Annotated in this window: 17 protein-coding genes; 9 read left to right on the top strand and 8 right to left on the bottom strand. The window is 69.6% G+C overall.

Features of this window, described 5'->3' with window-relative positions:
- Positions 1-39 precede the first annotated feature (39 nt).
- From FHU36_RS17330 to FHU36_RS17350, 5 genes are all read right to left on the bottom strand, one after another.
- Positions 40-1,029: a BtrH N-terminal domain-containing protein gene (locus FHU36_RS17330; RefSeq protein ID WP_185085024.1), complete on the bottom strand. Its 990-nt coding sequence runs from the start codon at positions 1,027-1,029 to the stop codon at positions 40-42.
- Between the two features lie 343 nt (positions 1,030-1,372).
- The gene (locus FHU36_RS17335) at positions 1,373-2,743 is read right to left on the bottom strand and encodes a phenylacetate--CoA ligase family protein (RefSeq protein WP_185085025.1); all 1,371 of its coding nucleotides are present in this window, start codon (positions 2,741-2,743) and stop codon (positions 1,373-1,375) included.
- Between the two features lie 71 nt (positions 2,744-2,814).
- Entirely contained in the window at positions 2,815-3,441 is a 627-nt protein-coding gene (locus tag FHU36_RS17340; RefSeq protein ID WP_185085026.1) for a TetR/AcrR family transcriptional regulator, read from the bottom strand.
- Positions 3,442-3,594: 153 nt separating this feature from the next.
- Complete coding sequence (locus FHU36_RS17345) at positions 3,595-4,095, bottom strand: GNAT family N-acetyltransferase (protein WP_185085027.1); 501 nt, start codon at positions 4,093-4,095, stop codon at positions 3,595-3,597.
- Between the two features lie 186 nt (positions 4,096-4,281).
- Complete coding sequence (locus FHU36_RS17350; protein WP_185085028.1) at positions 4,282-4,629, bottom strand: DoxX family protein; 348 nt, start codon at positions 4,627-4,629, stop codon at positions 4,282-4,284.
- A gap of 504 nt (positions 4,630-5,133) precedes the next feature.
- Between FHU36_RS17350 and FHU36_RS17355 the strand changes: the two genes are divergently transcribed.
- The 4 genes from FHU36_RS17355 to FHU36_RS17370 all read left to right on the top strand — a co-directional run bounded on the left by FHU36_RS17355 (position 5,134) and on the right by FHU36_RS17370 (position 12,343).
- Positions 5,134-6,024 (top strand): glycoside hydrolase family 16 protein, encoded by an 891-nt coding sequence (locus FHU36_RS17355; RefSeq protein ID WP_185085029.1) that lies wholly within the window; start codon positions 5,134-5,136, stop codon positions 6,022-6,024.
- A gap of 1,195 nt (positions 6,025-7,219) precedes the next feature.
- Complete coding sequence (locus FHU36_RS17360; RefSeq protein WP_221496399.1) at positions 7,220-8,644, top strand: serine hydrolase domain-containing protein; 1,425 nt, start codon at positions 7,220-7,222, stop codon at positions 8,642-8,644.
- 23 nt (positions 8,645-8,667) lie between these two features.
- On the top strand, positions 8,668-9,396 hold the full coding sequence (locus FHU36_RS17365) for a MerR family transcriptional regulator (protein ID WP_221496400.1): 729 nt from the start codon (positions 8,668-8,670) through the stop codon (positions 9,394-9,396).
- A 592-nt stretch (positions 9,397-9,988) separates the two neighbouring features.
- Entirely contained in the window at positions 9,989-12,343 is a 2,355-nt protein-coding gene (locus FHU36_RS17370) for an ATP-binding protein (protein WP_185085031.1), read from the top strand.
- 331 nt (positions 12,344-12,674) lie between these two features.
- On the opposite strand, the gene FHU36_RS17375 is transcribed toward FHU36_RS17370, so the two are convergent.
- Positions 12,675-13,214 carry a PadR family transcriptional regulator gene (locus FHU36_RS17375; protein ID WP_185085032.1) on the bottom strand — a complete coding sequence of 180 codons (540 nt, stop codon included), beginning with the start codon at positions 13,212-13,214 and terminating at the stop codon, positions 12,675-12,677.
- A 230-nt stretch (positions 13,215-13,444) separates the two neighbouring features.
- Here FHU36_RS17375 and FHU36_RS17380 point away from each other — a divergent pair, with 230 nt between their 5' ends.
- Positions 13,445-14,587, top strand: coding sequence for a serine hydrolase domain-containing protein (locus FHU36_RS17380; RefSeq protein ID WP_185085033.1), 1,143 nt, complete (start codon positions 13,445-13,447; stop codon positions 14,585-14,587).
- A gap of 60 nt (positions 14,588-14,647) precedes the next feature.
- Here FHU36_RS17380 and FHU36_RS17385 read toward each other — a convergent pair whose 3' ends face one another.
- Complete coding sequence (locus FHU36_RS17385; protein WP_221496401.1) at positions 14,648-15,148, bottom strand: MarR family winged helix-turn-helix transcriptional regulator; 501 nt, start codon at positions 15,146-15,148, stop codon at positions 14,648-14,650.
- 121 nt (positions 15,149-15,269) lie between these two features.
- Here FHU36_RS17385 and FHU36_RS17390 point away from each other — a divergent pair, with 121 nt between their 5' ends.
- Positions 15,270-16,553: a serine hydrolase domain-containing protein gene (locus FHU36_RS17390; protein ID WP_246502486.1), complete on the top strand. Its 1,284-nt coding sequence runs from the start codon at positions 15,270-15,272 to the stop codon at positions 16,551-16,553.
- 94 nt (positions 16,554-16,647) lie between these two features.
- Here the strand turns inward: FHU36_RS17390 and FHU36_RS17395 are convergent, their stop codons facing one another.
- Positions 16,648-17,187: a cupin domain-containing protein gene (locus tag FHU36_RS17395; protein ID WP_312891663.1), complete on the bottom strand. Its 540-nt coding sequence runs from the start codon at positions 17,185-17,187 to the stop codon at positions 16,648-16,650.
- Between FHU36_RS17395 and FHU36_RS17400 the strand changes: the two genes are divergently transcribed.
- From FHU36_RS17400 to FHU36_RS17410, 3 genes are all read left to right on the top strand, one after another.
- On the top strand, positions 17,125-17,895 hold the full coding sequence (locus FHU36_RS17400; RefSeq protein WP_312891664.1) for a class I SAM-dependent methyltransferase: 771 nt from the start codon (positions 17,125-17,127) through the stop codon (positions 17,893-17,895). The two genes, FHU36_RS17395 and FHU36_RS17400, sit on opposite strands and share 63 nt — an antisense overlap.
- 473 nt (positions 17,896-18,368) lie before the next feature.
- The gene (locus tag FHU36_RS17405; protein ID WP_185085034.1) at positions 18,369-18,776 is read left to right on the top strand and encodes a hypothetical protein; all 408 of its coding nucleotides are present in this window, start codon (positions 18,369-18,371) and stop codon (positions 18,774-18,776) included.
- A gap of 217 nt (positions 18,777-18,993) precedes the next feature.
- Positions 18,994-19,323 (top strand): PadR family transcriptional regulator, encoded by a 330-nt coding sequence (locus FHU36_RS17410; RefSeq protein ID WP_185085035.1) that lies wholly within the window; start codon positions 18,994-18,996, stop codon positions 19,321-19,323.
- Position 19,324: the final 1 nt, after the last annotated feature.

Here is a 19,324-nt window from a genome sequence, read left to right on the forward strand (position 1 = left end):
TGGACGGCGCGGGCCGCGTCGAGCCCCGACTCCAGCTGATCAGAGCCGCAATCCGCGCAGCACCTGCATGGCCTCCCGCTCGATGCGCGAAAGGTCGTGGAGGAGGGCACCGGCCTGCTCAAGGTAGGCCGCGTCGCCGCTCTCCCCGGCCTTCGTGATCAAGGTGGCCGTGTCCGTCCACAGCGCGGCGGCCTCGCCGTACAGGCGATGACCGGTGCGGAGGTCGCCGTCCTCGATCAGCTCGGCGCACTCCCCGAGGAAGTCGCGGTAGAGGGCGCGGAACAGGGAACCGCCGGTGCCTCCCTTCTCCATGAGCAGTGCGGCCTGCAGCAGGTCCCGTTGGGGATCGTCCGTGCGGAGCAGCCACTTGGGCACCCGGTCGGCGGCTTTCGCGATGCCGCGATGGCCCAGGTTCGCGATGGGAGCGGTGAGGAAGGCGTCGGCGCATGCCCTGATGGCGGGGATGATCTGCTCCGTCCAGCGGGGCGGGTGCGCGGGCGAGGTGATGGTGAACGATCGGTTCCTGGCCGTCATCGGGCCGCGTTCGGCCCTCGCCAGGGCGAGACTGGTCCGAGCGGTTCGCACCGCTCCTCCCTGCTGCTCGGTGTCCACCAGGTAGGCGTTGTGGTCGTCGTAGCCGTACATGGCGACGACATGGCCGCCGAAGTGGATTTTGGAGCGAAAGTAGTCCAGGTGGTAGCAGTCAAGCTGGAGGCCGACAGGTCGTCCGGCATCGATGGGGGCGGACACGTTCTGCCAAGCCTTGCCGGGCGAGGTGGTCTCCTCGACACGCAGAGTCAGCCCCAGCCTGGCAGCCAGATTCCTGGTGAGGTCGAAGGGCTTGACCCGGCCTCCGAGGAAGGGGAAGGGCATGGCCTTGCTGTCCCAGTAGACGAAGGACAGGCCCGAGCCGAGCCCGAACAGCATGGGCTCGGACAGATCGAGCCCCTCATGCCGCAGAAGCACCCCTAGCGCCGTCGTCTCGCAGTGTTGCATGCCGCGAGCCTGGATGTCCTTCACGATGGTCATGGTCGCTTCCCTCCCAAACGGGCGATCAACGTGTGCGGAGTCGACGGTAACGTCCGCTGTCCAGCACCTTGAGGGAAACAGCTTGGACTCTCCCCCAGGGGGAGAGTCCAGCTGCGGGGCTGAAGGAAGAACGTTGATCAGACGGACCCGCATGTGGTGCCTGACGAACGGCGGGAGGCCGTGGCCGATTCGGTACGGCGACCAACGTCGTCTGCCCGAGACCGTCACCGTCCTTCAGCGCGCGGGCGACGGCCTCCATCTTCGCGTGCAGAGGGCGAAGCTCCCGCCCTCACTCGGCGCCCGGGAAGGCGAGCGCCAGTCGGCGGCCTCCCCGATCGGCCGCTCATGTGGCCAGGGGGATGATCCTGCGGAACTTGCCGCCGGCCGACCGCTCGGGCGGCTCCTGCGCGCGTTCGACCGTCACGTGACCGGCACGGTGCTCGGTCAGGAGGTGGGTGATCTCGTCGTGGACCCTCCGCCACACCTGGTCGGGGTCGGCGCCGGTCGCGGGCTTCAGGCGCACGCGCAGGGTGGTGGGCGTGGTCTGGACGAGCTGGAACTGCTCGATGCCGGGAACACGGTCCAGCAGGGTGCCGAAGGCCATGGGGGAGATGCCGACGCGCTCGCTCCGGCCGCCGGGGAAGGCGAGCATCTCCGCCGCGCGGCCCCGCACCTGGACGGCCGGCAGGGGGCTGCCGCACGGGCAGGCGTCGGGCCGCAGCAGGACGTTGTCGCCCAGGTCGTAGCGTAGGATCGGCTGGACCCGGTTGGCGAGGTTGCTCAGCAGGACCGTGTGCGAGGGCTGACCCGGGCTGACAGGCCGATGGGCGGCGTCGACCGGTTCCAGCACGGCCCAGTCGCTGTTGACGTGCAGCCAGTTGTGCGCGCAGCCGTACGCGAGGAAGCCGCACTCGGTGGCGGCGTAGGCGGAGCGGACCTGGGCGCGGAACGCGCTCGCGATCCTGGCGTGGTTCTCAGCCGTCAGCGCCTCACCGCCGGCGATGATCAACCCTGGGTGGATGCGCAGGCGGCCTGACTCCTGCTCGCCGGCCAGCAGCCCGAGCATGCTGGAGAAGCCGGTGAGGGAGCTGGGGTTGTACCGGTTGAGCTCGCCGGCCAGGTCGGGCAGCGGCTGGTGAATCGAGAACTCCCGCAGCATCCAGCTGAGCCGTGGGTGGTCCCGGCGGAACCGCGCCGCTCCGGCGACGGTGGAGAAGTGGCCGCCGGGTGCGGACACGATCGCGGTACGGCCGGCGCCGCGCAGGAGGCGCATGACGTCGCCGAGCCCCAGCCCGGCGCGGATGCGTTGTCCTACGGCGGTGCCCACGGCCACGGTCCGCTCGTCCTGAAGGAAGATGCCGCGCAGGCCGCTGGTGCCGGACGTGGTGGCCACGAGGTATCGGCCCTGGAACCGCTCGCCCACGAGGGCGGGGTCGGCCACGAACGTCCGGGCCTTGTCGAGCGTCACCTCCCGGTCGGTGACCCAGTCGTCGAAGTGGGCCATCAGCGTCGTCTTGTCGGTGACCGGGAGCAGTGCCGGGTCGTCGACGTCTTCCGGCAGTTCCCGGTACAGCTCGCGGAAATACGGGGAACGGGCGCGAGCGTGGGCCACGATCTCGGCCAGCCGGGCGCGTCGCCGCCGTGCGATCGCCGCGGGACCCTGTCGCAGAGCGCGTCGCGCGTCGCGGACGAGCGACCGCACGCTTTCGGTCATGGGCAGTTCCTTCCTCCGATGAGCGGACGCCGGTCGCGTCGGGCCGAGCCCCGCGGCCGTGGGAGGGCGTGTCACCGACCGCTGGTGTCGGGCCGCACCGAGAGCAGGCCGTGCACGGCGACGTCGAGGCCGCGCCGGGCGGCCTCCCAGAGCTCGTCCTGCGACCGGCCGAGCTCGACGCTCGCCAGGCTCGCCTGCTGGACGGCGCCGATCAGGGAGCCGGTCATCGCCGCAGCGGTGATCGGATCCAGCTCGGGGAACGCCTTCAGCAGCTCGCCGGCGATCCGCCGCTGCAGATCCACCATCAGGTACAGCCCCTTGGCCTGAAGCGCCGGGGTCGTCAGCATCAGGCGGGTCGCCGCCGACAGCTCCTCGGGCTCCTTGGGGGGCACGGCGGGCCGGCGGCGGGCGGCGTACTCCTGGACCGCCCTCGCCAGGAGTTCGCCCGGGCCCTCCCGCGGCCGCCGTTTCGCGAGCAACCCGAGCAGCAGGTCGAAGATGTGCTCCGTGTCGGCGAAGACCACCTCGTCCTTGCTGCGGAAGTAGTTGAAGAACGTCTTGGGATCGACGTCCGCCGCCACGGCGATCTGCGCCACCGTGGTCTGCTCGTACCCCTGCTCGACGAACAGCTTCATGGCCGCTGTGACGATTCGCTGCCTGGTCAGTCGCTTCTTGCGGTCGCGCCGCGACTCCTGCATGGCTCGAATAATACAGTGCATGGAACTTTGGTAGTCAATGGAATTTTCTACGAGCTGGCGTCCCTGTGTGACCGGCCGGCATGGGGGGACGACGAGAAAGGCGCCGGCCTGCTGGCGTAGCAGGCCGGCGCCGTGACAGCCGGCGGCTGTCGATCAGAGCTGGATGTGGAACCGCGCTATCCCGTCCTCCACGGTCACGCGCTGGAAGCCGCACTTCTCCAGCACGCGGACGGACGCGGGATTGGTCAGTTCGGCGCCGGCGGACACGGTGTGGACCTCCGGTGCCGAAAGTGCGAAAGCGACCATCGCGCGAGTGGCCTCGGTCGCGTAGCCACGGCCGCGGCGGGAGTCCACGACGCCGTATCCGATGTCGAGGACGCCGTCACTGGGCGGCCAGAACAGGCCGATCGAGCCGACCACCAGGCCGGTCGTGCGTTCGATGATCAGACGCTGGCCGAACGCGCCCAGCGTGTTGCCGGGGTGTTCGGCGATGAAGCCGGCGATGAAGCGGTCGCCTTCGGCGGGGAAGTCGTCGGCCCACTGCGCGGACCGAGCGTCGCCGAGGACGGCGGTGGCTTCGTCGGCCGACCACGTCCGCAGGAGGAGGCGGTCGGTGGTCAGCTCGGAATCGGTCGCCGAGAAGGATGAGGACATGAGAGAACTCCTGGTCGTAGGTAACGACCGGACCGCGCTCTAGCGTCGCGCGGGCCGGAGAAAGGCACGCTGAAGAGGGCTGCTGGCAGCCATATTCATCAGCCTCCTTACATCCGGCGATCACGTGTCTCTCACGCAATCGCGAACGCTAGCAAGATCTCCATTGTCGGGCAACCGGGAACCTGCTCAGGCCGCGAACCCCAGCGCCATGGCGGCGACGACCGGAGCCATGTACAGCAGCGGGAACGGGAGGTGCCCGTACGCGCGGGCCCGGAGCACGGTGACGACCGCGCCCGCGAAGTACAGCACCAGACCGATCCCGGCGAGGACCCCGATGACCGGCACGAACAGGCCGGCCACCATGCCCAGCGCCCCGGCGGCCTTGGCCGTGCCGAGCCAGGGCCACCACGAGCGGGGCACCCTGTACTCCGCCAGCGGCTCCACGACCCACGTGGCGCGGGCGAAGACGGACCAGGCCGAGAAACCGACCCAGGCGGCGGCCAGGAGGGTGACGACGATGTAGGCGGTGGACATCAGGGATGCTCCTCATCAGGTGTTCGCCGGCGGCGAGACTGCTCCGGCGGGGTGCTTCGGGTCCGTCACTGCCTCGACACCGGGCGGCACGCGAATGTGACAGGAGGAGCGGACTTCTTTCCGGCCCTCGGTCCCAGGCCCGCTGGGGAGGGGCACCGGCTCGGGGCCCGGTGACCGCCCGCATGCGCCGAGACCAGTCCGGAACGCCTGATCCCCCCGGGCGCCGAGGTGGAGCCGCGGCCCGTCCTGCCCCTGCACCCTCACGGATCACGTCAGAACCGTCAGTCCTGCCTTCGGGCGGCCCGCCTGAGCTCGCCGGGGATCACGCGGTGCACCCGAGCGCAGAGTTGACGATCTTGCCTGCGATCCTCCCGGGGCCGGTGTCATACTGATCCCGCCCAACCATGATCATTCCCCCGAACGAGGACCAATGGTGGCAAACCGGCACACGCCAGCGCACCGGCTGCCGCAGCTCAGGCTCAGGGATCGAGGAAAGGAACGAACATGTCCGAACAGGGAATCAACCGGCGTCAGCTGCTGGCCTCGGCCGCGGCTGTCGGCGGTCTGTCGTTAGGGCTTTCGCTCGTCCCCACCGCGGCGCACGCCGCCCCACCGGCCGACCGCGCCCGTCGCGCCGGAGCCACGTGGGAGAACATCATCGACAAGTCCTCCTTCGACAGCCTCTCGGCCTTCAACCAGGAATGGAACTATCTCTATCCCTGGGACGGCAACTCCGACACCCACAACGGCGCCGCCAGGATGCACTCCAGCCAGGTCTCCGTCAGCCAGGGCGTGCTGACCCTCACGGCGACCCGGCTGGCCGCGCCGGACGGAAACAGCCCGCACGCGCCGAACGCTCCGCTGTGGTACCGCTCCGGCGCCGTCCACGCCAAGGAGCAGATCCTCGTCAACGACCAGTTCCCCGAGTACGACATCGAGGGTGAGTTCCGCACCCAGACCGGCCGGGGCATCTGGCCGGCCTTCTGGACCACCGGCACCTGGCCGGCCTGGCCGCCGGAGACCGACATCCTGGAGTACGTGGGGAATTCCACGAACCTGTTCAACACCTGGAACAAGGACGCCGACGGCGGTGAGGTCGTCGAGCGTGAGCCGGTCGAGGTCGAGAACCCCGACGCCTGGCACAAGTACCGCGTCTGGATGTACAAGGACGGCGACGACGTCATGCTCGACTACTACTTCGACGGGGTCTGGAAGGCGACCCATCGGGGGGTCGGCTGGGCGGGCGTCCCGCAGCGGCTCATCATCAATCTGCAGATGGGCTCCTACGCCTCCGGCGAGCCCGGCGACAGCGACTGGGACCAGCAGGTGGGCCCGAGCGGCAACACCTATTTCCGCGCTCGTAACGTGTGGGTCGGTCGTACCCGGGCCTGGTGAATGCGTCGGCCCTGTAGCGCACGGCGTCAGCCCTGACCTCTGCCGCTCCCGCCGGGTCGGCCGGGTGAATCCGCGCCATCGCCCCGGGCCCCGCGGCCCGGGGCTTCGGACTGTCGCCCCCTGGAGAGGGCTGCCGCCCCGGACGGACTGTTCATCTCGCTGAGCACGGTCAAGGGACACGTGTCCGGCATCCGGGCCAGACTCGGCGTACGCAACCGGACCGAGTTCGCGGCCCGGGCCTGGGAGGGCCGCATGACGGGCACGGGATCGCGCCTGTCAGGGGCCCTGCCTGACTGATCATCCCTCAGGCACGCTCAGTAGTGCCACGCGGCGGGCCGTCCCGGGCAAAGTCTGCGCTGGGCCCGGATCGCCGGTGGACGGGGCGGGGACGGTGGCGAGTCGGTCGCCGTTCATCAGGGGTCATGGTCCCGGTGAAATCCCGGTGCCCTGCGGCCCCACAGCCTCCCGGGATGTCCAGACCACGTCCACCCACGGCCAACCCACGTCGAAATGCCCTCAAAGCCGCACATTTTGCGGAAGCCCCGGGGAGTGCTCCTGGTTGGAGACCGGTGAAAGGCCACGATGATGCCGGTGCGCATCGACCGACACATCATGAATCATCACTGGGGGACGCTATGTCTATCACGCGCTACTTGCCTTTTGCGCTCCGCGAGCCCGAGCCGTATCCACGAAGCCCGCGAGGCGCCGGCTCCGGGTCCTCGACGAGACGTAGCCGCGCGCGCCGTCATTGAGCGGTCGCGTGGCACCCTCGCCGGACGTCCGGCGAGGGTGCCGTGGCGCCTGCCGTCAGGTGACGCCGAGCGCGGGGCCCGTCAGGCGATGTCCAGGACGGCCTTGCCGAGGTCCACCACCCCGTCCACGAGGCCGTCGGCCTGCTCCGGCGCCGCGACCGACGACGACGCTGAATGCTCCGCGCAGGAGCTCACGCGATGTCAGGTCGATCTGGCAAGGCCGGATACCCCGCCCAGCGTCGCCGCGCTCGCTGACTTCCGACGCCGGCCGGTGGACCACAGGGTCACGAGCCGTCCCGCACGAGCAGTACCTGATCATCGTCGGGGGCGACTCGGTACGCAGCGGTTCCAGGGCGCCCGTTCTGCCACGGGCAGACAAGCTCACCGATATTCCGTCTCCCGCCTTGACCTTGCCCCAAGGTCAAGGTTCGAGGATGCTCTGCATGAACGACAACGCACTGCACACCGTCGAAGTACAGATCCGTGAGCAGGCCGCCGCCTACTGCGAGTCCAACAACGTCCCCGGGTTCGTCGTCGGCGTCCACCACGCCGGCGAGCAGATCATCGTTGCCCACGGGACCTCGAACGTCGCCACCAGCGCCCCGATGCGGCACGACACCGGATTCCTCTTCGGTTCCGTCACCAAGGTCCTGACCACCACCCTGGTCCTCCAGCAGGTCGACCGCGGGCTGCTGGACCTCGACTCGCCGGTCGTGAAGTACCTTCCCGACTTCGCGCTGGTCGTGCCGGGCGCCGCGGACAAGATCCTGGTCCGGCACCTGATCGGGCACACCAACGGCATCGACGCGGACCTGTACTTCCCCGACGACAAGGGCCGCGACGCCCTGGTGGCCTACGTCAAGGGCCTGGCGAGCAACTGCGGCACCCTGTTCGAGCCCGGCGAGCAGCTCAGCTACTCCAACGGCGGCATGATCGTCGCGGGCCGCCTGCTGGAGGTGGTGACCGGCCTGCCCTTCCACGACCTGCTGGCGCGCGAGATCTACGCCCCGGTCGGTATGCCGGACTCCGGCACCTCCGCCGAGCAGGCCATCCTGCGCAGCACGGCGGTCGGCCACTTCCTGGACCCCGAGACCATGGCGCCCAAGTCCACGAACCTGTTCACGCTCCCCGACACCTGGGGCCCGGCCGGCGGCACGCCGATCGGCACCATCGCCGACCTGCTCGCCTTCGGGCGCACCCACCTCGCGGGAGGTGTGTCCCCTTCCGGCACGCGCGTCCTGTCGGCCGAGTCGACCGCCCTGATGCAGCAGGTCTCCTACGACATGGAGAGCCCCAACACCCCACCGATCGGCCTGGGCTGGGTGCTGTACCCGTTCGGCGACACGACCGTGCTGGCCATGTCGGGCGCCTCGCCCGGCGGGGTCTCGCTCCTGTGCGTGCTCCCCGAGCACGACCTGGTCTTCGCCGCCTACGGCAACAACCCCGGGGCGATCATGCTGCAGGACCAGATCCTGCAGTGGCTCCTGAGCGAGCACCTCGGCGTCCAGATCCCCAGGCTGGTCACCGAAATGGAGCAGGACGTCGACCTCGCCCCCTACGTGGGCACCTACCGTTCCCACCAGCTCCGCATCGACGTCAGCGTCGTCGACGGCCAGCTCGAGGAGCGGACGACCTACGAACCGGCGGACGAATCGCAGGAGCGCATCTTCACCGAGTTCGCCGGCGGCATGACCTCCGCCCCGCCGCAGCGCTATGTGCCGATCCGGCCGGGCCTCTTCGCGCCCGCCGGCTACCCGCTGGAGACGTTCGACGGATACCTGCGGCTGCTGCTCGTCTCCTTCCACGACGTCCGTGACGGCCAGGCGCGCTTCCGCAACGGCGGCGGCCGCCTGACCCGCCGGGCCTGACCGCTCCACGCCGAGGTGGAAGGATGTCCAGCATGCTCACGATCGGCCGGCTCGCGGACTACGCCGGAGTGACCATCAAGGCCATCCGCCACTATCACGAGCGCGGACTGCTCACCGAACCCGACCGCGACTCCTCCGGCTACCGGCGTTACACCGCCGAAGACGCCATCACCCTCGTCAAGATCAGGACCCTGGCCGATGCGGGCGTGCCGCTGGCCCGCATCAGGGACCTTCTCGACGCCGACCCGGTGACGCTCTCGGCGGCCATCGCCGAGATCGATCACGACCTTGAGGACCGCATCGCGCAGCTGAGCCGAACCCGCGACCAGCTCGCCCAACTGCGCGGCGGCGACCGGCTCTTCGTCTCCCTCGAGGTCGCCGACCATCTCGACGACCTGCGCGACCTCGGCGTCAGCGAGCGCGCGATCCAGGTGGAACGTGACGGCTGGATCCTCATGCAGACAGCCTCACCCGAGGACGCCTCCCTGTGGATCGCCGAGAAACGCGAGTTCATGACCGATCCCGAGTTCCGCGCCCTCTACCTTGACCATGACGCCGCTTACGACTGGTCGCCGGACGATCCCCGCCTCCTCGGACTCGCGGACCGTACCCGGAACTGGTTCACCCATCACCCCAGCCGCTCCGAGACCCGCCCCGTCCACAACCCGGCCATCGCCCGGTTGGCCGCGCAGTCCCAGCCCGGAGCCTCATCCCCAGCTTGGGACCGCCTGGCCCAACTCATGACAGGCTAGCCTCGATTGTGTGTGCTGCTCGGATGGGAGTGGCTGATCTCCGGTGGATCTGATCTCGGTCTGACCGGCCGAGCGTGCTGGTTCGGCGGGAAGGATCTTCAACCCGGCCGGCACGTCGGTCTCCAACGCCGCCAGGTCCTCCACGGTGGTGGGCGAGCGGGCGACGGGCCGCATCGTCGCTCACAGTCTGGAACGTCCGGACCGGTGAGCAGATCAGGTCCACCATCGACAACGTCGTCGTGACCGGCCTCTCCTTCGCCTCCGACAGCAAGCGCTTGATCACCAGCCATCCGGATGGCGGCGGGTGCGTCGCCGTGACGACGGCTACAGGGTGCCCCGGCCTCATGACCAGAATCCTGGGCATGTCACCGGGCAGGCACGCGGCGGTGCTCGCTTCCGCTGACGGAGGAGCCTCCAGTGCGGCCACCACAGGGCGTTTTCGTGGAGAGCAGCGGACGGCCTTCCACGTCGAACGGGTCCAGCGGAGCTGGAGGAGATCCGGCCGTTCCATGGTGATACCTATGCCACACCTCGACCGTGTGCCGGTTATGGCCGGGGACGCCAAGGGCACATAGTCGCCTTCATGGGTCGATTGGTAGCCGAGCAGCTCACTCCTAACCTGCCTGCCGAGACAGGCGAGATCATCGGTCGCAAGCGTGAGATCGGCGCGATCAAGAGCCTCCTGTCCACCACCCGGTTGCTGACCCTGACGGGCCCGGCCGGCGTGGGCAAGACGCGCCTGGCGACTCATGTGGCAGCCCACGTGCAGCGGGACTTCCCCGACGGGGTGTGGCTGGTCGAGCTGGCCTCTCTGCAGGACGAGCAGTTGCTCGCGGTGGCCGTCGCGGAGGCCCTGGGGCTGCAGGAGGAGATGCCCCAGCCGTCGACCGAGAGCATGATCGACTACCTGCGGACCAAGCAGATGCTCCTGGTGCTGGACAACTGCGAACATCTGGTGGACGCCTGCGCTCTGCTGGCCTCCACCCTGCTCAGTGCGGCACCCAAGGTGCGCCTGCTGGCCACCAGCCGCGAGGCGCTGGGAGTGCCGGACGAGACGCCCTTCATCGTGCCGCCGCTGTCCTTCCCCGGCCCTGACGACCAGGTCACCAGGAGCGACGTCCTGCGTTACGACGCCCTGGCGCTGCTGGCGGAGCGCGCGAAGAACATCGCGCCGGAGGTCGATATCACCTCGCAGCCTGTGGCGGCGGCGCGGTTGTGCCGTCTGCTCGACGGCATTCCGCTGGCGATCGAGCTTGCAGCGGTGTGGTTGCGAGTCCTGTCGCTGGATCAGATCATCAACAGGCTCGGCCACCGCCTGCACTTCCTGACACGGGGCTACCGCACCGCCCTGCCGCGCCACCAGACGCTGCGCGCGGCGGTCGAGTGGAGCTTCGAACTGTGCTCTGCCCAGGAACAGATCATGTGGGAACGCCTGTCGGTGTTCGCCGGCGGCTTCGACCTGCCAGCGGCGGAGGAGGTCTGCTCGGCCGCGCCGCTCACGCGCGAGGACGTCTTGCCTCTGCTGGCCGCGCTGACCGAGAAGTCGATCGTGACCAGGGAGACCTGCGGCACCCGCCCCCGCTACCGGATCCTGGAGACCCTGCGACAGTACGGTCAGGACCGGCTGAACAAGAGCGAGGCGACACCGGCGACACAACGCCGGCACGCCGAGTACTACCAGGGCCTGGCCGAACGCAACAGGGCCGGCTGGTTCGGCTCGAACCAGGTGGAGTGCTTCACCACGGTCGTCCCCGAGATGCCCAACCTGCGGGCCGCGCTGGATCACTGCCTGGGTGAGGACCTCCGCACCGAGGAGGCGATACGGATCTTCACGTCGCTGGAGGGGTACTGGAGCTTCTTCGGCGGTCCATCCGAAGCCCGCCATTGGATCGACCGGCTACTCCAATGCCGGCAGATAACCGGGCAGGAACGCTTCAGCGTGCTGACCGTGGGCACGTTCTTCGCTCTCATGCAGGGCAGGATCGACACCGCGCGGCCGCTGCTCGAGGAGTGCCGGCTGCTGGCCGACGGCTGCGATCGCCAGGGGCCGAAGGCGATAACGAGGTTTCTGTCCGGACGGCTGACTCTGATGGAGGGTGATTACCAGGACGCGGTCGGCCTGCTCGAACGGGCCCTGGACTGGTACGAGCACAACACGGGCGAGATCACTGAGGACGGGGTCCTGCGTGATGCGTTCCTCCCGGCGTTCTACCTGGCCCTGTCCGCGATCTTCGCCGGCGATCCTCGCGCCGGGTCCTGGGTGGCGCGCTGCCGCGAGATCGCCGAAGCGGCGGGCTCGCCCGGCGAGATCGCGCTGGCGACGTGGGCTGCGGGCATCGGGTGCTGGGCCGCCGGAGACCTGACCCAGGCCGCCTCCTTGTTCCGGTCCAGCCTGCGTCTCGAACGGTCGGCAGGCTACCGCTACAGCCCGGCGTGGTTCGTGGAGACGCTTGCCTGGGTCGCCGCCGCGCAGGGGCGCGACGTGCCCGCCGCGCGCCTGATCGGCGCCGCCGACATGATGCGACGCCTGCTTGAGGTGTCGCTGGCAGGCTTTCGCCCTTACGACGACGCCCACCGTGCCACAGAGTCGTTGCTACGCGCCCGTCTCGGCGAGAAGGATTACCGCAAGGCTGTCGACGAGGGCGCGAGCCTGGACTTCAACGAGGCCATCGGTTATGCCTTGCAGGAGCCACCCGAGCCCGGGTCGGCGCCCCTCGCCGCACCGGCGCCCGCGCTGTCGCAGCCGGTGCTGACCCCGCGGGAAGTCCAGGTGGCCGCTCTCGTCGCTGAAGGCATGCGCAACAGGGACATCGCGGCCCGACTGGTCATCTCCCAGCGCACGGCCGAGGGCCATGTGAAGCACATCCTGGACAAGCTCGGATTCACTTCACGCGCCCAGATCGCCGCCTGGTACGTCAACCGGTTCACCCCGTCTCCGGAGGGGTGATGCCAGGTAGGACGTCGATGCGTCAGAGACCCGCCGGCCGGGCATCCGGCGCCCCGGTTGTTCGAGCCGAGCGCCTCGGCGGTGGCGCGGGACTGCATGGCGATGATGAAGGGGACGGTCCGGACCTCAGGGGCACGAGGTGTTCTGGCCGGGCGCCCGGTATTGGTTCGGGATCGGGTCGCGTCCGTTGTCGTGCGGTGGCGTCCACCGGCAGCACGGCGGTGACGACCACGGGTACGAGACCAGGACGGGTGTGAGGGCGGACGGCCGGCGCGGCGTCGTGGTGTCGATCAGTACGCAGGCGTGGCGACGGGTGGGGGCCGGTGCGGTGTCAGTGGTTCGGCGTCTCGTGCCGGTCGATGTGATCGCGGAACCAGTCGAGCGCGAAGCGGTGTGAGGCGATGCCGTAGTCGAGCGTCGCGCGCTGAAAGGTGGCGAGGTCGCGGTGCTCGTCGGGGATGTCCACGGTATCGAGGTGCCTGTCGAGGGCCGCGAGCGCGGCGAGGTCGGTCTCGATGCGCGCCGTGATGCGGCGGAGCACCGGCGCGCGCTCGACCGGCTCCAGCAGGCCGAGGAAGTAGAGCCTGGACAGCGCCGCGGTCTCCAGATCGGGCCCGGCCAGTTCCCCTGTCATCCACGCGCGGAACTCCTCACGACCGGCGTCGGTCAGGCGGTACACCTTCCGCCCCCGGCCTCCGGCTTCGATGCTGGCGACCTCGATGAGCCCCCGCGCGAGCAGGGTGTCCAGCGCGCGTTTGATGCTGCCGGAGCTGGCGCTGTAGAAGAGTGCGACGCCAGCCTCGAATCCTTTGATGAGGTCGTAGAAGCTCTGCGGGGCGATCAGGAGCAGACCGAGGATCACATGGGCCATCGGTCGAGTCTAGACCATTGACTCTCATAGATATGTCTAGTAGATACATGGACGTCTGACCCCTCGCCCGTCCCTCGACACCGGAGAACCCGCCGACGTCTCACGACAACACAGGCTGAGGGCCGATGCTCATGGTCCCGACGGCTGTCACACATGCCGGTTGACTGCCTCGGCCGGTGCACGGCGCGGCGACGGGTCGTATCGAGGGAACACAGACAAGGAGCACTCACGTGACATCGCCGCTCGCCACGATCCCTGCTCACGACAATCACGCTTCCGACGTCGTCGACGCGCGGCTGACGGGCCTGCTGGAAAATCTCGTCGCGAAACGCGGCATACACCACGCCAACCTCGCCGTCACAAGTGGCGACGGGAAACTGCGCTGGTCCGCCGCCTCCGGCCCTGCCGGAGCCGACGATCACCCACTGCGTCCCGACACCCCGTTCTTCATCGCGAGCATCACCAAGCGTTTCATCATCACGCTGGTGCTGCAGGCGCACGAGCGCGGCGAGCTCGAACTGGCCGCGCCGATCAACAGCTATCTGCCGGCGGAGGTGATCACTGGACTCCATGTCCTCGGGGGGATCGACCGGACGTCCGCCATCACGGTGCGCCACCTCGCGAGTCACACGTCCGGTCTGCCCGACCACTTCGAGAAGCGTCGTGAAGGCCCCGGCGGGTTCGAGCGCCTCGCCGCCGGTCAGGATCTGGCCTGGACCTTCGAGGACACGATGCGGACCACGCGTGAGCAGCAGCGCCCGCACTTCGAGCCGCAGGACCTCACCGCCGCCCGGCAGAAGGCCCGCTACTCCGACACCGGCTTCCAACTGCTCATCCGCATCGTGGAGACGGTGACCGATCGGTCGTTCGCCGATCTGCTGACCGAACGGATCCTCGGTCCGCTCGGCCTGACGCACACCTGGCTCCCGGGACATCGCCCGCCGGATCCGGCGACCGCGGCGCCCTCACCGCTCTACGCGAGACAGCGCCGCGTGGAGCTGACCTCGATGATCGAGTCCAGTAACGACCTGTTCAGCACCACCGGCGATCTCCTCACCTTTCAGCGGGCGCTGCTTGGCGGCGAACTCTTCAGTGACGCCCGCTCACTCGAACTGCTCACCGAGCGGCGTAACCGGCTGCGCAACATCCCCATCCTGCGGTACGGACTGGGCACCATGTTCTTCAAGGTCGGTCGGCTCATGGCGCCGGGGCGCCGTCCCGTCACGCTCGTCGGCCACTCGGGAGCCACCGGGACGTGGCTCTTCCACTGTCCGGAGCTCGACCTGCACGTGGTCGGCACCGTTGACCAGACCAAGGGGCAGGCCATCCCCTTCCGGTTCATGGCGCGTCTCCTGGGCTACTGGCGAACGTGAGGGCGAGAAGAAGCCGTACTCCACCCGCGATGTGCGTGCCATGCCCGCCCGCCGCGGGCTTCAGTCCCATGCGGGGTCGGCCGCCAGTTTGTCGGCGATGCGGTCGTGGAAGCTCTTGCGTTCCAGGGCCTGTTCGATGTCGGTGACGACGCGGGAGAGCGGGTAGGGGATCTCGGCCTCCAGGTCGGCGATGGCGGCCTCGGTGGCGCGCCATTCCGCCGCGAGGCGGCCGATGACGCGGCGGGCGTCGTCGGTGAGGGTCACCTTCTTGGTGCGCGCGTCTTCGCCCGTGACGGTCTGCACCCAGCCGGCGGTGCGCATCGCGGCGACCTTCTGGCTGAGTGCCGAGTGCGTGCGGTTGACCGACTCGGCGAGCTCGGTGATGGTCATGGGTCCGCAGGCGTGGAGGTGGAGCAGTTCCAGCACGAAGCTGGGCTTGAGCCCGTCGATCTGGGCGTCGGAGTAGATCCGGGCGATGTCGGCGTCCATGGACGCCTGGAGGACGCGCAGGGGGTGCCAGAGGCTCTGCCGGGTGGGATCGGGTGCGTGAGGGTGGGCCACGCGCAAATCGTAACACCACTTATATAAAGACTGTTGAGTTTGGGACGCCTCGGCCCAAGTTGCGCACATGATTCGCTGTCGCGTACATTGTGCGCATCGGACGAAATGAGGAATGAGCACCATGTCGAAGAGCACCACCTGGGACATGCAGGGCAGTTGGGACGCCAAGGGGGGCTGGGCCACCCAGGGGAGATGCGACGAGCACGGCGCGGCCCCCCGCGGCCTCGCCTCCGCCGGGCTGGACAGGATGCGCCACGTGCTGGCCCGGTCCGTCGAGTCCGGTGCGGTCCCCGGCCTGGTCGCCCTCGTCGGCCGCGGCGCGGACACGCATGTCGAGGTCATGGGCACCCTGCGCGCCGGCGGCGGCGAGCCCGTGCGCAGGGACACCCTCTTCCGCATGGCTTCCGCCACCAAGCCCGTCACGGCCGCCGCCGCGATGATCCTCGTCGAGGAGTGCCGGCTGCGGCTGGACGACCCGGTCGACCCGTGGCTGCCCGAACTGGCCGACCGCAAGGTGCTGGCGCGCATCGACGCCCCACTGGAGGAGACCGTGCCGGCGCACCGGCCGATCACCCTGCGCGACCTGCTGACCTTCACCTTCGGCTTCGGGGCCGTGCTCGCCCCGCCGGACGCGTACCCCATCCAGGTCGCCATCCGCGAGCTGGGGCTCGACACCACAGCGCCGGAGTTCGGGCCCGACGAGTGGATCAGGCGGCTCGGCGAGCTGCCGCTGATGCGCCAGCCCGGCGAGCTGTGGCAGTACCACACCGGCTCCGACGTGCTCGGCGTGCTCATCGCCCGGGTGGCGGGGCAGTCGTTCGAGGCGTTCCTGCGCGAGCGGATCTTCGAACCGCTCGGCATGAAGGACACCGGCTTCCACGTGCCCGAGGACCGGATCCACCGGCTGCCCGTCAGCTACGCCCACGACCCCGCGACCGGCGAGCTGACGGTGTGGGACGAGGCCGCCGGCGGCAAGTACAGCCGGCCGCCGGTGTTCGCGGCCGGCGGCGACGGCCTGGTCTCGACCGCCGACGACTACCACGCCTTCTACCGGATGCTGCTGAACAAGGGCACCCTCGGCGGCGAGCGCGTCCTGTCACGGGCCTCGGTGGAGCTGATGACGACCGACCAGCTCACACCCGGGCAGAAGACGGAGAAGGACGCCTTCGGCGACCACTTCGGCCGGCACGGCGGCTACGGCTTCGGCATGGCCGTCCGCACCCACCGTCGCGACCTGGCCTCCCCGGGGCAGTTCGGCTGGGACGGCGGCCTGGGCACGAGCGCGTACGCCGACCCGGCCGAGGACCTCGTCGGCATCCTGCTCACCCAGACCGCGCAGGACTCCCCGGACACGCCGGGGCTCATCAAGGACTTCTGGACGACGGCCTACCAGGCCACAGTCTGATCCCAGGCCCCGCGGCCGGGCATCGGCTGCGGCGTGCCCTCCCCATCGCCTCGGTGGTGAGGTGTGTCGTGCCTGCCTGTACGGGTGCCCTGCGTCAGGAGTGCGGGGCGTGCAGGTGGGCGCGTTCGCCGTCGTGGTCGAGGATGGTGAGGATCTCCACGGGCCCGTCCTGGGCGCCGATGGAGTGCGGGACCATGGTCGAGAACTCGGCCGAGTCGCCCGCCTGGACCATGATGGTCCGCTCGCCCAGGTGCAGGCGGGCCGTGCCGGACAGCACGGTGAACCAATCGCGGCCGGGGTGCACCTTCAGGTCGTCCGCCCCGGCCGGCCGGTCGGGGGTGATGCGCATCTTCGCCACGGTCACGCCGTGCAGGGCGCGTTCGCGCGACAGGAGCCAGCTCGTCAGCCCGGGCGTGTGACAGGGCTGCGGCCGGATCACCACGTCGTCGTCATCGGCGGACTCGACGAGCTGGTCGAGCGTGGTGTCGAGGGCGCGGGCGATGGGGACCAACTGGTCGAGGGCGATCCTGCGGTGCCCGGTCTCGATGCGGCTCAGGGTGGACGGGCTGAGGTGGCACTGGCGGAAGTGCTCGGCCCGTACCTGGACGAGGTGATCGGCTGGTGCGGGCGGCACGCCCCGGACGCCCCGCGGACGGTCGCCGACGTGGGCGCCGGTACCGGCACCGGCAGCCTGGCGCTCGCGCGCCGCTTCCCGGCGGCCGAGGTGGTCGCGATCGACAGGTCGGCGCTCATGCTCGACCGGGTGCGGGCCGCGGCGCACGGGCAGGGGCTGGCCGATCGGCTGCGCGTCGTGCGGGCCGACCTGGACGACGCCTGGCCCCGGATCGGTGCGGTGGACGTCGCGTGGGCGGCCTCGTTGTTGCACGAGGTCGCCGTCCCGCGGCGGCTGCTCCGCGACCTCCACGCCGCGCTGAACCCCGGCGGTCTGCTGGTGGTCGTCGAGATGGACGACCTGCCGCGCTTCCTGCCCGGCGACATCGGGCTGGGCCGGCCCGGCCTGGAGTCGCGCTGCCACGAGGCGGTCGCGCGGGCGGGCTGGAACACGCACCCGGACTGGCGGCCCCACCTGGAGCGGGCCGGATTCGAGATCGCCGCGCAGCGCGTCTTCACCATCGAGGTGGACCCGGCGCCGCCGGTCGCCGGTCGCTACGCGCACGCCTACCTGAGCCGCATCCGCTCCGCACTCGGCGGGCAGCTCGCCGCCGACGATCTCCACACGCTCGACCGCCTGCTGGCGGACGACGGCCCCGACGCGCTCGTGCGCCGCCGCGACCTGGCGGTACGTGGCAGCCGGACCGCCTGGGCGGCGCGTCGCCGCTGAGCCGGGAGGCCTCGCGCGGCGGGAGGTCGCGGCGCGACAGCAGCCGGTGGATCGTGGCCCTGGCGACCGCGCGGGTCATCGGCGCGGATCTCCCTGCTCGGCGCACTCACATGACGGCTCATGTGAGTGATGACAGGCTGTTGTCACATACATGGCCGGCCGCCGGCGGCGCCATCGCGGAGCCGATGATGTAGGCCGCGTCGGGCGGCACGCCAGGCCGGCGGAGGTCCCGGCGGCGATCAGGGCTGCTGCGGAGTCGTGTCAGCGGTGATGTCAGCACGGCAACGGCCCGCTATCAGAGCGGTCGGCGATGGTGGATGTCATGAACGGTTCCGCGATTGCCGCCCCGAGGCTGGGCGAGATCCCCTCGGGCGACCTGACCTGAGCCATCCAGACCCCGGCACCCCCAGGACCGCATTCCACCGGCCGTCCGTCCATCGGCTTTCAGCACAGATTCCAAGGAGCAGACCATCATGTCCATCACCCTTACCGACCAGGACAAGATCACCCTGCGCACCGCCGCGTGGGGCGCCGTCTCGCTGATGGCCGCCGCTGACGCCACCGGCAAGCCCCACCGGGCCGCCACCGACGGCTCCATCGCCCTGGGCTCCGCGACCGGCCTGGTCGGGCACGTGCTCGCCGAGTGGCCCAAGGGTGTGAATCTGAAGGGCAAGTCCGTGGCCGAACTCGCCGATCAGGTGCTGCCGGCTCTGACGGCAGCCACGAGCCTGCTCAAGCAGCAGGCTCCGGTAGAGGCCGACAACTTCCGCAGCACCGTCATCGTCGCCATCGAAGCAGCCGCCCGCACCCACCAGGGCCGGCCCACTCCCACGCTGGCCGACATGATCCGCAAGATCACCGCAGCCCTCGACGCCGCTTGACGGGATGCCGACCTGCTTGTCACGGGGTCCTGTCCAAACCCCGTGACACGGCGGCGCGCCAGGCCGGCGGAGGTCTCGGCGGTGATCGGGTCGGCTGTACCCGCACGCTTGCGGTCCCGGCTTGCACCTCAGCTATTCGGTGTTGCTATGTACCAGTAGTCAGTGTTACCGTGTACTGGTAGTCAGCAACGCCAAGTAGCTCAAGGAGGGTGTTTCCATGGGCAAGCAGGTGACGGAGATGCTCAAGGGAACGCTGGAGGGCATCGTCCTGGCGATCCTGTCCGGCCGGCCCGCGTACGGCTACGAGATCACGGCGTGGCTGCGGGACCAGGGCTTCTCCGACATCGCCGAGGGCACGATCTACGCGCTGCTCGTCAGGATCGAACGGCGCGGCCTGGTCGACGTGGAGAAGGTCCCGTCGGAGAAGGGGCCGCCGCGCAAGGTGTATTCCCTGAACGCTCAGGGACGGGACTATCTCGAAGAGTTCTGGAGGACCTGGAGCTTCCTCACGGAACGGCTCGAACAGCTCCGCGAAGGAGGTAAGTAGA

Source organism: Nonomuraea muscovyensis (assembly GCF_014207745.1).
In the GTDB taxonomy this organism is placed as follows: Bacteria; Actinomycetota; Actinomycetes; order Streptosporangiales; family Streptosporangiaceae; genus Nonomuraea; species Nonomuraea muscovyensis.